The organism is Pseudomonadales bacterium (assembly GCA_024234615.1).
Classification (GTDB): Bacteria; Pseudomonadota; Gammaproteobacteria; order Pseudomonadales; family IMCC2047; genus JAJFKB01.
Map to the genome: position 1 here is coordinate 604106 of JACKNY010000001.1, position 14437 is coordinate 618542.

The following is a 14437-nucleotide window of genomic DNA, read 5'->3' on the forward strand; positions in this document are numbered from 1 at the left end:
GTATTGGGCTCGTTGAATGAACTATTGGGGGGCGCATTCTACAACAGATTCTGCAAACAGTGCGATGTTAATTTGTTGTGGCTTGGCTTTCGAACGATAGCCGACAACAAGCGAATAGAGGCTCATAGCAGATAAAGTCAGTCTGTCTGCACAGTTACCGTCAACGGCTGGGCGCCGTTTTCGGTCTTTTACCCTGAATATAATAGGCAAAAGCAATAATTTCGGCGATGGAGAGATAGAGTGCTTCGGGAATCGACTCGCCTAACTCCAGCGTTGCCAGCACATTCACCAGCTCGGCGTTTTCATACAGTGGAATACCGTATTCGCGCGCCAAAGCAATGATTTGTTCCGCCACGTCATGTTGTCCGCTAGCACTGACGACGGGAGGGTTGTCGCCATCATAAAATAGCGCGACGGCTTTTTGTGGTTGTGTGCTCATGTTTTGATATCCACCAGCTGCTGATCCAGTCGAGACTTTTGTATGGACGGTGTACCTTTGCAGCAATCCAGTTGCTTAATTTCGAGACCCTTGGCTTTGAGTGATTTCTTCAAGATGTCGAGTTCTCCTTCAATGCGCCTTAGGGTTTGTGGACGCTCACTCCAGAAGGTTGCTGACAGGGTGTTTTCAATCAACGTGAGGGTTGCAAAAAACTCTCCCAGCTCTTCAAATTCAAAGCCGAGGGTTATCTTCCACTGCCGACCCTGTTTGGCATCTTTGGGTTGATCAGCGCTGCGTTCCTCATCTATTTGAAGCTGAATCGGGCGAAACAATCCCTCGTTAAACACCGGAATCTCGACATACCAGCTATTGATGCTGCTGCTCTCCGGTGCTGCGTGCTTGCCGACAATACTTTTGTATTGATTGGTTTGTATCTTGGCGATGCTATTGGCTATTTGCCGCAACAGGGTACTGACGGCGAGGTCAAACGCTTCGCGCGGCATGCTGGTCTGATTGTTGGATACCTGAATACCGGCGCGCTTGAGTAGCAGTAGGGTGTGGGTGTTAATTAAAAGCTCAGGAATTTCGATGCGTGATTGAGATGGACTTTGTGGGTTGACGGACTGCTCGCTACTTAAACCTGAAGCCGCTTGGATGATCCGATTAATTATTTGGGCCTCAGCTGTAATAGTCGCGCTGGGTGTTGGTGTAGGCGCGCTATTAGCGGATGGATTTTGTGGTGCGCTTTGTCTGCTATAGGCGCTGGCTCCAGTAGCGAGTTTGGCTGCATAATTAATTTTGTCTGCAGCCAGGCTGGGTGTCGTCGCGGCCGTTAACTTATGCGTGGCGGAAGGGTTTGCTTTAGTGCTATCGCTGGAAAATGTGTTGACTGGTGCGCGGGAAGTTATATGCAAAGCGGTTTGAGTTGTTGTATTGGTTGTCGTGACGGTTTTATTGATTGTTGTATTAGTTGTTACGTTAACAGCGGTATTAAGGTTTCCGCTTTGTTGTGGGTTGGTCGCAGCGTTGGGTGTTGAGCTAAGAACGTGAGGCGCACCGGCCGGCCCATCTGTTTTTGCCGGTACTGCTGGCGCGGCGAGTGGTGCCAGTTGCGCTGCCAACTTAACCAGCTGTGCTTTGAGATCTTTGCCAACCAATGCCTCCAGCTGTTTAACCAGGCCCGCGTTTTGCCTTAAGGTCTCCTCAATAACGGTTGTTTTGGTCTGCTGCGTTGTTGTTGCTGTTTTCGCGGGCTGAACTGGTGCAGGACTAAGCTGCTGTAAAATGCGTTGTAATTTGGCTTCGAGGAAACTGCCGTTTTGGGTGATAGCCTGTTTTAACTGTTGGGTATTGTGCAGTTGTTCCTGGCGGGGTAGTGATGAAATCAGTTCGCCGATCTGTTTTTGCACTTGTTGTAAAACGGGATTATTGGTTTTCTGATTTAGCTGGGTAATTAGTGCCTGTAGTGGTTCGAGTCGATTTAATAGAGTGCTGTGATTTTGTTGCAGCGGCAAGGCCTGACGCAGGCCCTGTTGAATGAGCTCCTGCTGTTTTTCCGTTGCTGGTTGTACAATCTGTAGCACCCGCAAACTGCCATCCTTGGTGACCTCCACTTTTATCAACTGCCCAGGGCTAAACGGCTGATTACTCTCAGCAGTTATTTTCTTACCTTCGGCATTGATTAATATTTCGAAAAGCGGGCTCAGATTGTTGCTCTGAGGTTTTTGCACAACCTGCTCGATAATAGCGGTAAAAATACGGCCCTGCGCATAGACTTTCGCCAGTTCAGCGGGGTCGGAACTGGTGGGCAATAACGCCTGAAAACTGGCGAGTAACGAGGGCTTTATGTCCATTCGATGACTATATCACGTGATCCGAAGCGGTGCTTTCTATATAATGCGTGTTTGATTTTGGCGAGTCTTTTCTTCGCCTGTAATAGCTTAACGGTCAGCGAGTGAAAATCTTGAGGCTTTTGATTTTTTGCCAGCCCCATCTCGCTCATGGCCCAGCACGAAAGTTTCTGAAGGTAACTTGTGGCAGAACATCTCCTCCAAGCAAACAAGCTGTTTTGCGAACGCGAGCGTCGCGTATTATTCCGTGATTTGGATATTGCGCTTGATATTGGTGAAGTGTTGCAAATTGAAGGCGCTAACGGTAGCGGTAAAACGACTTTGTTAAGAGTGCTGACCGGTATTTCTGATACTTACGAGGGTGAAGTCCTGTGGTCTGGGCAATCGATTAAAAAGGTACGTACTGAATATCAGTTAAATATGCATTACTTGGGGCATGCGGCGGGCATTAAGTCGACGCTGACGGCGGAAGAAAACCTACGCTGGTATGCCGCACTGGCAGGCCGTCAGTTAGATGGAACTCTGTGGGAGGTGCTAGCGCAGGTCGGGCTGCGGGGTTATGAAGATGTCCCCTGTTATACACTCTCTGCTGGTCAGCAGCGGCGCGTTAATTTAGCCCGTTTGTACCTGTTGCCAGCAAAACTATGGATTTTGGATGAGCCCTTTACCGCGATCGATAAATCCGGTGTTGCCGCCATCGAGCAACTCATGAGTCATCAAGTCAAAAGCGGTGGTGCCGTGATTGTCACCACGCATCAAGATCTGAGTTCCGTCGCCAATGTGCGTAAAGTGAGTTTAGGGTGACGGTATTGGGAGTCGAAAACGATAAAATACAGTTCAGTGTCTTGGGTATTTTTAAAGCGGTATTGGTGCGGGACTTAGTGATTGCGTTTCGGCATCCCAGCGACTTGGTGAATCCGCTGATCTTTTTTATGATTGTGGTGACGCTTTTCCCGTTGGCAGTTAGTCCGGAAAAACAATTTCTGGCGCAGGCCGCACCAGGGGTACTGTGGGTGGCAGCGTTGTTGGCGACACTGTTGTCTTTGGATATGTTGTTTCAGTCGGATTTCCAGGACGGTACGCTGGAGCAATTACTTCTGTCTCCGCAACCGCTTTATATCGGTATACTTGCCAAGGTAACTGGACATTGGCTGCTTAGCGGCTTACCACTGACACTGCTGTCTCCGCTGTTAGCCTTTATGATGTTTTTACCCAGTGAAGCTTTGCCTGCTTTGATGATTACTCTATTGTTGGGAACGCCTGTGCTGAGTTTTATCGGTGCGGTGGGTTCGGCGTTGACGGTAGGATTGAGAAAAAGTGGATTGCTGTTGTCACTATTGGTGCTGCCACTGTATATTCCGGTACTGATTTTTTCAGCGGGAGCAGTGCAGGCCGCGACCGTTGGTTTGCCGATTATCGGACATTTGGCTTTGTTGGGTGCAATGTTAGCCTTGGCTTTGGTGCTGGCGCCGCTGGCGATTGCGGCAGGTTTGCGAATCAGCCTTGGCAATTAGGAGCCTCTGAATAACTCCTTAACAGACGTTGGGAATTGATAAATATATGTGGACTTGGTTTCATCGATTAGGCTCTCCCCGCTGGTTTTATAATATCAGCGGTCGCTGGCTGCCTTGGCTCGCTATCGCCGCAGCACTGTTGATCTTTAGCGGCACAGTCTGGGCGTTAGTGTTCGCGCCGCAGGATTACCAGCAGGGTAATAGTTTTCGTATTATTTATATTCATGTGCCCGCAGCGCTACTGGCGCAATCCTGTTATATGATCATGGCGGTCGCCGGAGCGATCGGTTTAATCTGGAAAATGAAGTTGGCGGATATGGCGGCGAAAAGCTGCGCTTCCATTGGTGCGTCTTTTACCTTGCTGGCGTTGGTGACAGGTGCGGTCTGGGGTAAGCCGACCTGGGGTACCTGGTGGGTCTGGGATGCGCGTTTAACTTCCATGCTGATTTTGTTTTTCCTTTATTTGGGTATCGTGGCGCTGCACTCTGCCATCAGTGACCGAGATCAAGCGGCGAAAGCCACGGCTGTGTTAGCTTTGGTTGGATTAGTTAATATTCCCATTATTAAGTATTCGGTGGAATGGTGGAATACCTTGCACCAGCCTGCAACCTTCACCCTTACAGAAAAACCAGCGATGCCTGCCGAAATGTGGGTGCCGCTGTTGATAATGGTGTTAGGCTTTTATTGTTTTTTTACGGTAGCACTTATTATGCGGACAAGATTTGAAATTCTGGTGCGCGAATGGCGTACCAGTTGGGTTAAGGAGTTATTGGCAAAACCATGAGCTTTTCTAGTTTTTCTGACTTTATCCATATGGGAGGTCACGGACTATATGTGTGGATTTCCTACGCAACGGCACTTGCGGTCTTGGTTTTTAATATCCTGATGCCGATGCGTCTGCGTAAACAATTTATGGTTGAACAAGCAAGACAGCAGCGTAGAGAGGAACAAAATGCATCCCATTCGTAAACAACGTTTAAAAATAGTCTTATTTATTGTGGCAGGTTTTGGTGCAGCAATAGGTTTATCGCTGTTCGCGCTCCAAGAAAACATTAACCTGTTCTATTCGCCCACTCAAATAGTTAAGGGCGAAGCGCCGCAAAATACCTTGATACGCGCTGGAGGAATGGTAGTGGAGGGCAGCGTTAAGCGTGATCCACAAAGCTTGAAAATCAGCTTTCAGATAACCGATTATGCAGAAACGGTAGATGTTGAGTTTGAAGGCATACTGCCGGATTTGTTTCGTGAAGGACAGGGTATTGTCGCGCAGGGGCGTATCTCCGGCCAAGGAGATTTAAAAGCGGTGGAGGTATTGGCTAAGCATGATGAGAACTATATGCCGCCGGAAGTCACGGATGCTCTGGAACAAGCGGGTTACGGCAAAGACCACTATTCAAAAGAATAGCAATGCGCGCCCTGTTACTCTTTCTAATGCTCTGGTGTGGTTGGGCTGCTGCCGAAGTGCAGCTTGGCCTCCCACCGCTGGTGATCCCACAGGATAACCCACAAACAGCGGCAAAAATTGCCTTAGGACAGCGCTTATTCCATGATACGCGCTTTAGTCAAAACGGCCAGATAAGCTGTGCCAGCTGTCATAATCCTAGTCTTGCCTTTACCGATCATGCGACAGTCTCAGAGGGGATTCATCAACTAAAAGGTGCTCGCAACGCGCCTACGGTGATTAATGCCGCTTATGCCAAAACCCAGTTTTGGGACGGGCGGGCTGCTGATTTGGAGGCGCAAGCGATTGGGCCGATGCTGAATCCACTGGAAATGGGAATGCCTGATGGCGAAGCGGTGCTTTCAATTGTGCGAGAGGATGATTCCTATCAGCTGCAATTTAATCATGTTTTCGGCGTTACCCCCCAGCAGATAGCGCTTACGCATGTCGCCAAAGCCATTGCCAGTTTTGAACGTACTTTGATAGCCGGTAATTCCCCTTTTGACCGTTATTATTTCGCTAAGGAGTTGGATGCCCTGAGCCAATCAGCCAAGCGCGGCTTATCGGTATTTTACAATCAGGCGGCCTGTGCTTCTTGTCATACCCTCGATCGCGATTTTGCACTTTTTACGGATCATGAATTTCATAATATAGGTATCGGTTATCAACGTCTCAGTGAGTTAATACAGCAGCTGGATTCAGCCAAAAATCCGCTCGAGCCTTCCCAGATTAAAGTGTTGGCCGGAGCCCATGATGCTGAGTTGGGACGGTTTTTGGTGACGGGTAAAATCAGAAATATTGGTGCATTTAAAACACCGACCTTAAGAAACATCGAGAAAACGCCGCCCTACATGCACGATGGCAGCCTGAAAACCTTGGCGGAAGTTGTTGAATATTATGATAAAGGTGGTGCACTTGATGGCGCACCGATACAGAGCAAACTATTGGATGCCCGTATTCGGCCGCTGAATTTGAATACACAACAGAAAAGCGATCTGGTCGCTTTTATGCGCAGTTTAACCAGCCCGGACTACCAGACAGTAAGGGTAGATTAGCCGAAACGCAATAATGTCCATTGAATTGGATCTGAGAAGATTTGAACTTAATACCCTGAGCGCATTCCTATTAAACCGGCGTTATGGTAAAAAATACGGCTGCTTTGGCTTGTGCCTGGAAATACTTCCTGACCCTTGAGTGGGTTGAAACCGTGACAGAGGTTAGAACGTTTAAAACATGCTTCCTGAATTAGGACAATTTTCGCTTATTTTGGCACTCTGTATGGCTGTTTTGTTAGCCGTTATCCCGCTGCTAGGAGCAACCAGGCATAATCAGCTCTGGATGTCCTATGCGCGACCATTAGTAACCGGCCAGTTTGTGTTTTTGATAATGAGTTTTACCTGCCTTTCGGTGGCATTTTTCATGGATGATTTCTCCGTTGCCTATGTCGCGCAAAACTCCAATAGTGCGATGCCGGTGCAGTACAAATTAAGTGCGGTCTGGGGCGCACATGAAGGGTCGTTACTGTTATGGGCGCTGATTCTAAGCGGTTGGACCTTTGCTGTAGCAGCGTTCAGTCGCAATCTACCGGATGAACTGATCGCGCGGGTGCTCTCCGTGATGGGCATGATCAGTATTGGATTCTTGTTGTTTTTGCTACTGACCTCCAACCCCTTTACCCGACTCTTACCTGATTCACCCTTGGAAGGTGGTGATCTCAATCCGCTGCTGCAAGACGTCGGTCTGATCTTTCATCCGCCATTACTGTACATGGGTTATGTTGGTTTCTCGGTGGCTTTTGCATTCGCGATTGCCGCGCTGCTGGGTGGCCAACTTGATGCCGCCTGGGCGCGCTGGTCACGGCCCTGGACCAATATTGCCTGGGCGTTTTTGACTGCCGGTATTGTCCTCGGCAGTTACTGGGCCTATTACGAACTAGGCTGGGGCGGTTGGTGGTTTTGGGATCCGGTGGAAAATGCGTCTTTTATGCCCTGGTTAGTAGGTTGCGGGTTGATTCATTCATTGGCGGTTACGGACAAGCGCGGTGTTTTTAAAAGCTGGACGGTATTACTGGCGATATTTGCGTTTTCGTTAAGTCTGTTGGGCACCTTTTTGGTTCGATCTGGCGTATTAACTTCAGTGCACGCCTTTGCCAGTGATCCGGCAAGAGGTTTGTTTATTCTAATATTCTTGTTTTTAGTCATCGGTGGCTCGCTAACACTCTACGCCATACGTGCGCCAGCAGTGGTGAGTAAACCGGTATTTGGGCTTTGGTCGCGTGAAATTCTCCTCCTGCTAAACAATGTGATTTTGGTAGTAGCGGCAGTGACCGTTCTATTGGGGACACTTTACCCATTAATTATCGATGCGTTGGGTGGTGGCAGAATCTCAGTGGGCCCGCCCTATTTTAACCTGGTGTTTGTGCCGCTCATGTGTGTTTTGTTTGCATTGCTCGGCTTTGCTCCTCGGTCGCAATGGAAACGCTCCTCGACGTTAAATCTCAAACGCGAATTGTTGGTGGCCGCGCTAGCGAGCATAGGCGTCGGTCTGCTGGTGCCGGTGATCTATGGCGGTGAGATGCATTTGGGCGCGGTGTTAGCAGCAACCCTGAGTCTGTGGATTGTGATAACTGGTGGCCGGGACTTGTTGACGAAAGGAAGAAAGCTTGGTTTTGGCCGGTTATCGCGTAGTTATATGGGGATGCAGTTGGCGCACTTTGGTTTGGCTGTTTGCATCATCGGGGTTGCGTTTACCTCAATCTACAGTGAACAGCGCGATGTGCGAATGGCTCCTGGCGATAGTGTTGAGCTAGGTGGTTACCGTTTCCAGTTTGATGGTATTCAGGAAGTGATGGGTCCCAACTTCAAAGCTGAGGAAGGACAGATAACCGTTTATAAAGCTGATAAGCAAGTTTATCTGCTACAGCCACAAAAACGTGTTTATTTAGCCCGGCGTCAATCAATGACGGAAGCGGCGATCCAAACAGGTTTTACCCGTGACCTTTACGTCGCTCTGGGCGAACCGCTGGGCGATGGTGCCTGGGCGGTGAGGGTGCATTATAAAGCGTTTGTGATTTGGATTTGGATGGGAGGTCTATTGATGGCTTTGGGCGGCTTCCTGGCTGTTACAGATAGGCGTTATCGTATTAAGATGACGCAGCCGGAAAAGTCCACAAATAAAGGCAGTCTGGACGCTTCCGCTGGCTTGGAGGCAAAAGCGTGAAGCGTTTAAAGCTATTTCTGCCGCTAATTATTTTTGTTGCGTTAGGTGGTTTGTTATTGAAAGGCTTAGAACTGGATCCGAATGAGATGCCCTCGGCGCTGATTGATAAAGAACTGCCTAAGTTTAGCCTGCCTTCGCTTGAAAACCCTGAAATAATGTTGGAGCGCAATCACTTGCTGGGCCAGGTGGCGTTGGTGAATGTTTGGGCGACTTGGTGTCCGTCGTGCCGAGCGGAACACCCTTATCTGATGCAAATTTCCGAGCAGGAAAAGATTCCTATTTACGGAGTCGACTATAAAGATGTGAGAAAGGATGCGCAGCAATGGTTGCGTAAGCTAGGTGATCCCTATGCCGTCAATGTGTTTGATGAACAGGGTAAGCTTGGAATTGATCTCGGTGTATTTGGAGCGCCTGAAACTTATCTGATTGATCATAAAGGTGTGATTCGTTATAAGCACATTGGCGTGGTCGATGATCAAGTGTGGTTAAATCTTTTGAAGCCTTTAGTTGAGCAGTTACGGGCGGAGGCTTCTCAGGGTTGAAAATAAATCTAAATAGAAGCAGTCAATTGCGCTTGAGGAAATTATTGCCAGTCATCTTTGGCCTGTGCTTAGTGCTGATGAATCCCTTTGTACGGGCTGCCATCGATACCTTTGATTTTGCTGATGACAAGACGCGTGAACGCTTTCAAATACTGACTACAGAGTTGCGTTGTCCCAAATGTCAAAATCAAAATTTGGCGGATTCAAATGCGCCGATTGCGATGGATTTACGTAAGGAAGTTTATCGGTTGCTAACCGAAGGGCAATCGGATAGTGAAATCAAAAGTTATCTGGTGGATCGCTATGGGGAGTATGTGCTGTATAAACCAGAGTGGTCGCCGCAAACTTGGCTGCTCTGGGTGGCGCCAGCCGTACTATTAATCTGTGCTCTCGTGGTGGTTATCCTTATCGCCCGGCGTCGTTCGCGGACGGTGCGGGAGGCTGTGGGCGGAACGCCACTGAGCGCCCAGGAACAACAGAGAATAAACCAACTACTGTACACTCAATCACAAGCGTCTGGATCACAAGAGATCAAATCGCAAGAGAAGGATAAGGAAAGCTAATATGACCCTGTTTTGGTGGCTTGCTGCGATGCTGACAATCGTAGCTTTGGGTTTTATTTGGTTTCCAATTTTGCGGAACCAACAATTGCGCAAACGTGCAGCGTTGAGTCCGCAGGCCATCAATATACAAGCCTATCATTCGCGTATTGCTGAGCTAGACTCAGATCGCCAGGAAGAGCGTATTGATGAAGCTGAATATCAATCTTTGAAAGCGGAGCTTGAACGCAATTTATTAGCAGATACCCAGGGTGATCAGCAAAGTTTCACCAAATCAGTGGGCGGCATCAGCGCCTCTGTCAAAGTATTGGTGGCTGTGCTCAGTTTAACCTTGGTACTGGTATCCATTAGCCTGTATTGGTCGTTGGGTAGTAGCCAGGTGTTAGTTGAAATGGAGGCGCATCAGGCGGCTTCCGATAGGTTGGCGCGATTACCCGCTACAGAGCGATTACAAGCATTAAAAGAGATGGCGGAAAAATCACCGGAACGCGCGGAAATTTGGTATGCATTGGCACAGGGTTACATACAAACACAACGGTACTCAGAAGCGGAAGACGCCTATAATCGGGTTTTAATGCTAGTGGGCGAAGATCCACAGGTGCTGGCGGAGTATGCACAGTCATTATTTTTTGTAGAAAATAACCATCTTGGTGCACGTGGCAAGGAATTAGCCGAGCGCGCGCTGGCGGTAGACCCTGGCAACGACACGGCCTTGGGATTACTGGGTATTGATGCTTTTGATCGAGAACAGTATGCAGACGCAATTCGCTACTGGCGCCAGATTTTGGCTGGGTCCCCGCATGAACGTGACGCAAAGGCGTTACAGGCGGGTATCGCCAGAGCGGAACAGCTGCTGGCGCTGCAAACAGGTAGCAAAGTGGGTCTAGAGAGTGCCGAGGTTGTAGAACGTTCGCCGAGTGATATCAAAACGGTTGCCGAGTTAGAAGTTGAAGTGGTTCTGAGCGAGGATTTGCAATCGAAAACGTCACCGCAACAGACTGTGTTTATATTTGCGCGCGCGCTGAATGGACCGCCGATGCCGCTCGCCGCTGTCCGCTTACAAGTGCAGGATTTACCGGCCAAAGTGGTACTTAATGACAGTATGGCGATGACTCCGCAGGCCAAACTGTCGGGTTTCGACCAGGTGGAAGTTATCGCACGAGTTGCATTTTCCCAGACTGCCACCGCCAGTGCTGGTGATTTGCAGGGGAAAGTCAGCCCAATAAATCTCAGTGAGTCGCCAACAAACATTAAACTCGTCATCGATAACGTAGTAGAATAGCGCGTTTTAGAACGCACCTGGAGCCAAAACAATAAATGCGTTTGAAAAGCATTAAACTTGCCGGGTTCAAATCCTTTGTTGATCCCACCACCGTGCGATTTCCAAGTAATTTGACCGCTGTGGTTGGGCCTAACGGCTGTGGCAAATCCAATATTATTGATGCCGTGCGTTGGGTCATGGGCGAAAGCTCGGCGAAAACCTTGCGCGGCGAATCCATGACCGATGTTATTTTTAGTGGCTCCAATGCGCGCATGCCAGTCGGCCAAGCGTCTATTGAATTATTATTCGATAATAGTGATCACAGTGTGACTGGTGAATACGCCGGCTACAACGAAATTTCCGTGCGCCGCAATGTCACCCGCGAACTGCAATCTACCTATTATCTGAATGGTAGCCGCTGCCGACGCCGCGATATCCAGGATATTTTTCTAGGCACGGGGCTTGGTCCACGCAGTTATTCCATCATCGAGCAGGGCATGATTTCGCGTTTTGTTGAAGCGAAGCCGGATGAATTGCGTATCTTTATTGAAGAGGCAGCGGGAATCTCCAAATATAAAGAGCGGCGTCGCGAAACTGAGAACCGCATGCGTCATACCCGTGAAAATCTGGCTCGACTCTCGGATATTCGGGAAGAACTAGACCGGCAGTTACATCATCTGCAACGTCAGGCCAAAGCTGCTGAGCAGTATAGCGAACTAAAGCAGCAAGAACGTAGCCACAAGGCTGAATTGCAGGCCATTAAGTGGACAGCGCTGAAACAACAAAGTGCCACACAAGAGCAGCAAATTGCCGAGCTGGAAATACAGCTGGAGGCAGTTCATGCTGAACATAGCTCGATAGAAAAAGACGTCGAAAAGCAGCGCGAAAATGCGGTGGCCTTGAATGATACTTTCCAGCAAGTGCAAGCTGCTTTTTATCAGGTTGGAACTGAAATTGCTCGACATGAACAGAGCATACAGCATCAGCAGGAACGCAAATTACAGCTACAAGCTGAACTGCAGAGAACCGAGCAAAGCGCCCAGGAAGCAAATCAAAACCTGCAGGTGGACTTGCAGCGCAAAACAGAATTATCTGAGGAGTTGGCGCAAATTGCTCCAGAGCTAGAACGGCTACAGCAATTGGAAACGGTCAGCACTGGTGAGTTGGAACTGGCGGAAGCTGCCATGCAGGAGTGGCAGCACCGCTGGGATGAGTTTAATCAGAAGGCCTCTGAATCAAGGCAGCGTGCGGAAGTAGAGCAATCTCGAATTCAACACCTGGAGCAGAATATTGCACGCCTGCAGCAGCGGAATCAAAAACTGGAGCAGGAAAAGAAGGGCTTTGCGGAAAGCCCTGAAGATAAGCAGCTTGATGAAATGGAGCACAAATTAGCGCAACTGGATGAGGCGGCGGAACAGCATAAAGCGCGAGTGACCGAGTTGGTTACAGCCATCGAAAATCAGCGAGAACGTAATAATCAGCTCAGCAACGAGCTTAGCCAGGCGCGCCGTACCATGCAAAGTGTGCAAGGGCGGCATTCTTCATTGCAAACCTTACAACAAGCTGCATTAGGGCAAAAGGATGCGCCAGTGGTACAGTGGTTGGAGCAACAGCAATGGCATAAACAACCTCGCCTGGCGCAGAAAATTAAAGTCGATAAGGGTTGGGAAAAGGCTTTAGAAGTAGTCTTAGGACACCATCTTCAGGCAGTCTGTATTGATAGCCTGGATAATCTGGGTGAGCGTTTGGAGAAGCTCAAGCAGGGTGGCATTACTTTGGTCGATCAGAGCGTCGGTGCAGCGTATGAGGGCATACCGGGTGAAACTAGTTTACTGAGTAAAATTAAAAGCGACTGGAATCTGAATGCTTTGCTGGCAGGTATTTATGTGACAGATTCCTTGGCAAATGCGCTATCGATGCGCTCACGTTTAGCTGTGCATGAGTCGGTGGTGTGCCAGGAAGGTGTTTGGCTAGGCCCAGGTTGGATTCGGGTTACACGCGACAGCGATGAAAAATCCAGTTTGCTGGAACGCCAGCAAGAACTGAAACAACTTGCTGAGGAAATGGCCGAACTGGAAGAACGGATAGAGAATTTCGAGGTAGATCTGAACTCCGGTCTACTAGCCTTGAAAAATTCCGAACAAGCACGTGAAGCTGCGCAACAAGAACTGAGTGGATTGTTAAGACAGCATGCGGAAGTTGCTTCGCAATTGGGTGCGCGCAAGGCACGGATTGAGCAACTCAATATGCGTAAGCAGAGATTACTGTATGAATTGGAAGAAAGTCAGGATCAGCTAAAAAGAGAGCAGGAAACGCTGCTGGAAACCAAGGAAAGATGGCAGGAAGGTTTACAGCACATGGAGCAGGACGCCCTCAAACGGGAAAAGCTATTGAGTGAGCGAGATGCCAATCGTGGTAATTTAGATCAAGTGCGGCAAAATGCGCGACATAATAAAGATCAAGTGCATCATTTGGCCTTACGCCATCAGTCGGTGACGACACAGCTGGAGGCGCTTGAGCATGGCATGACGCGCTTGCAGGAGCAGGTTGCGGGTCTCAGCGAACGTCAAATGAGTTTAAAGGAAAGTATCGAATCAGCAGCTGCTCCAGTGGAAGAGCTAAAACACAGGCTGGAGGTTGAACTAGAAAAACGTGTTGCCTTAGAAAATAAATTAACACAAGCGAGACAAAAGGTAGAAGCGGTTGAATACAGCCTCTCCCAGCTGGAGCAGAATCGTTTAAAAATTGACCGTAAAACAGAAGGTGTCAGGGGTCAATTAGAACAGTGCAAACTACAATGGCAGTCGGTAAAAGTGCAGTGCGAAACGCTGGAGCAACAATTGAAGGAAGCGAAGCAGGATCTACAGCAGATTTTAGAGCAATTGCCTGATGACGCGCTCGAAACTGATTGGCATACTAAGCTTGAGCAAATTCAAAATCGTATTCAACGTCTGGGTGCAATCAATCTGGCGGCAATTGATGAATATAAAACCCAGTCGGAACGCAAGCTACATTTGGATGCCCAAAATGAGGATCTTACGGACGCATTAACTACATTGGAAAATGCCATTCGTAAAATTGATCGTGAAACGCGAACCAAATTTAAAGAGACCTTTGATTTGGTCAATAAAGGTTTGCAGGAAATTTTCCCTAAGGTCTTTGGTGGTGGTCATGCCTCGCTGGAAATGACGGGTGAAGACCTGCTGGATACGGGGGTTACCATTATGGCGCGGCCACCTGGTAAGCGTAACAGCACTATTCATTTGCTCTCCGGTGGAGAAAAGGCATTGGTGGCTATCTCCATGGTGTTCGCGATCTTTAAGCTGAATCCGGCACCCTTTTGTATGCTTGATGAGGTGGATGCGCCTTTGGATGACGCCAATGTTGGGCGCTTCTGTAGCATCGTCAGTGAGATGTCGAAAACGGTACAGTTTATCTTTATTACCCACAATAAAGTGACGATGGAAATGGCCAGCCACATGATGGGGGTGACGATGCATGAGCCCGGTGTTTCACGTCTGGTGACGGTAGATATTGAAGAAGCGGTAGCGATGGCGGCGGTTTAAAGCTCCCTGGCAGCAGAGACCTACGATGGTGGAGAATGGTTCTTT

13 protein-coding genes are annotated in these 14437 nt (G+C 48.8%); 11 read left to right on the top strand and 2 right to left on the bottom strand.

Features of this window, described 5'->3' with window-relative positions; genetic code table 11:
• Nucleotides 1-160: 160 nt before the first annotated feature.
• Nucleotides 161-439, bottom strand: coding sequence for an EscU/YscU/HrcU family type III secretion system export apparatus switch protein (locus H6995_02885; protein ID MCP5213935.1), 279 nt, complete (start codon nt 437-439; stop codon nt 161-163).
• A complete protein-coding gene (locus H6995_02890) occupies nt 436-2292 on the bottom strand; it encodes a flagellar hook-length control protein FliK (GenBank protein ID MCP5213936.1) in 1857 nt (618 codons plus the stop codon). The genes H6995_02885 and H6995_02890 overlap by 4 nt, the downstream gene beginning before the upstream one ends.
• Nucleotides 2293-2472: 180 nt before the next feature.
• Between H6995_02890 and ccmA the strand changes: the two genes are divergently transcribed.
• From ccmA to smc, 11 genes are all read left to right on the top strand, one after another.
• On the top strand, nt 2473-3093 hold the full coding sequence (ccmA, locus tag H6995_02895) for a cytochrome c biogenesis heme-transporting ATPase CcmA (protein MCP5213937.1): 621 nt from the start codon (nt 2473-2475) through the stop codon (nt 3091-3093).
• Nucleotides 3094-3155: 62 nt separating this feature from the next.
• Entirely contained in the window at nt 3156-3803 is a 648-nt protein-coding gene (gene ccmB / locus H6995_02900; protein MCP5213938.1) for a heme exporter protein CcmB, read from the top strand.
• Between the two features lie 46 nt (nt 3804-3849).
• Nucleotides 3850-4587: a heme ABC transporter permease gene (locus tag H6995_02905; protein MCP5213939.1), complete on the top strand. Its 738-nt coding sequence runs from the start codon at nt 3850-3852 to the stop codon at nt 4585-4587.
• Nucleotides 4584-4772 (top strand): heme exporter protein CcmD, encoded by a 189-nt coding sequence (gene ccmD / locus H6995_02910; protein MCP5213940.1) that lies wholly within the window; start codon nt 4584-4586, stop codon nt 4770-4772. Before H6995_02905 ends, ccmD begins: the two co-directional genes overlap by 4 nt.
• On the top strand, nt 4756-5208 hold the full coding sequence (ccmE, locus tag H6995_02915; GenBank protein ID MCP5213941.1) for a cytochrome c maturation protein CcmE: 453 nt from the start codon (nt 4756-4758) through the stop codon (nt 5206-5208). Before ccmD ends, ccmE begins: the two co-directional genes overlap by 17 nt.
• A 2-nt stretch (nt 5209-5210) precedes the next feature.
• Entirely contained in the window at nt 5211-6299 is a 1089-nt protein-coding gene (locus H6995_02920; protein ID MCP5213942.1) for a c-type cytochrome, read from the top strand.
• Between the two features lie 178 nt (nt 6300-6477).
• On the top strand, nt 6478-8463 hold the full coding sequence (locus tag H6995_02925) for a heme lyase CcmF/NrfE family subunit (GenBank protein MCP5213943.1): 1986 nt from the start codon (nt 6478-6480) through the stop codon (nt 8461-8463).
• Nucleotides 8460-9005 carry a DsbE family thiol:disulfide interchange protein gene (locus H6995_02930; GenBank protein MCP5213944.1) on the top strand — a complete coding sequence of 182 codons (546 nt, stop codon included), beginning with the start codon at nt 8460-8462 and terminating at the stop codon, nt 9003-9005. The genes H6995_02925 and H6995_02930 overlap by 4 nt, the downstream gene beginning before the upstream one ends.
• A 77-nt stretch (nt 9006-9082) precedes the next feature.
• A complete protein-coding gene (locus H6995_02935; GenBank protein MCP5213945.1) occupies nt 9083-9568 on the top strand; it encodes a cytochrome c-type biogenesis protein CcmH in 486 nt (161 codons plus the stop codon).
• A 1-nt stretch (nt 9569) separates the two neighbouring features.
• Nucleotides 9570-10847 (top strand): c-type cytochrome biogenesis protein CcmI, encoded by a 1278-nt coding sequence (ccmI, locus tag H6995_02940; GenBank protein ID MCP5213946.1) that lies wholly within the window; start codon nt 9570-9572, stop codon nt 10845-10847.
• Nucleotides 10848-10882: 35 nt separating this feature from the next.
• The gene (gene smc, locus H6995_02945; protein MCP5213947.1) at nt 10883-14392 is read left to right on the top strand and encodes a chromosome segregation protein SMC; all 3510 of its coding nucleotides are present in this window, start codon (nt 10883-10885) and stop codon (nt 14390-14392) included.
• Nucleotides 14393-14437 lie beyond the last annotated feature (45 nt).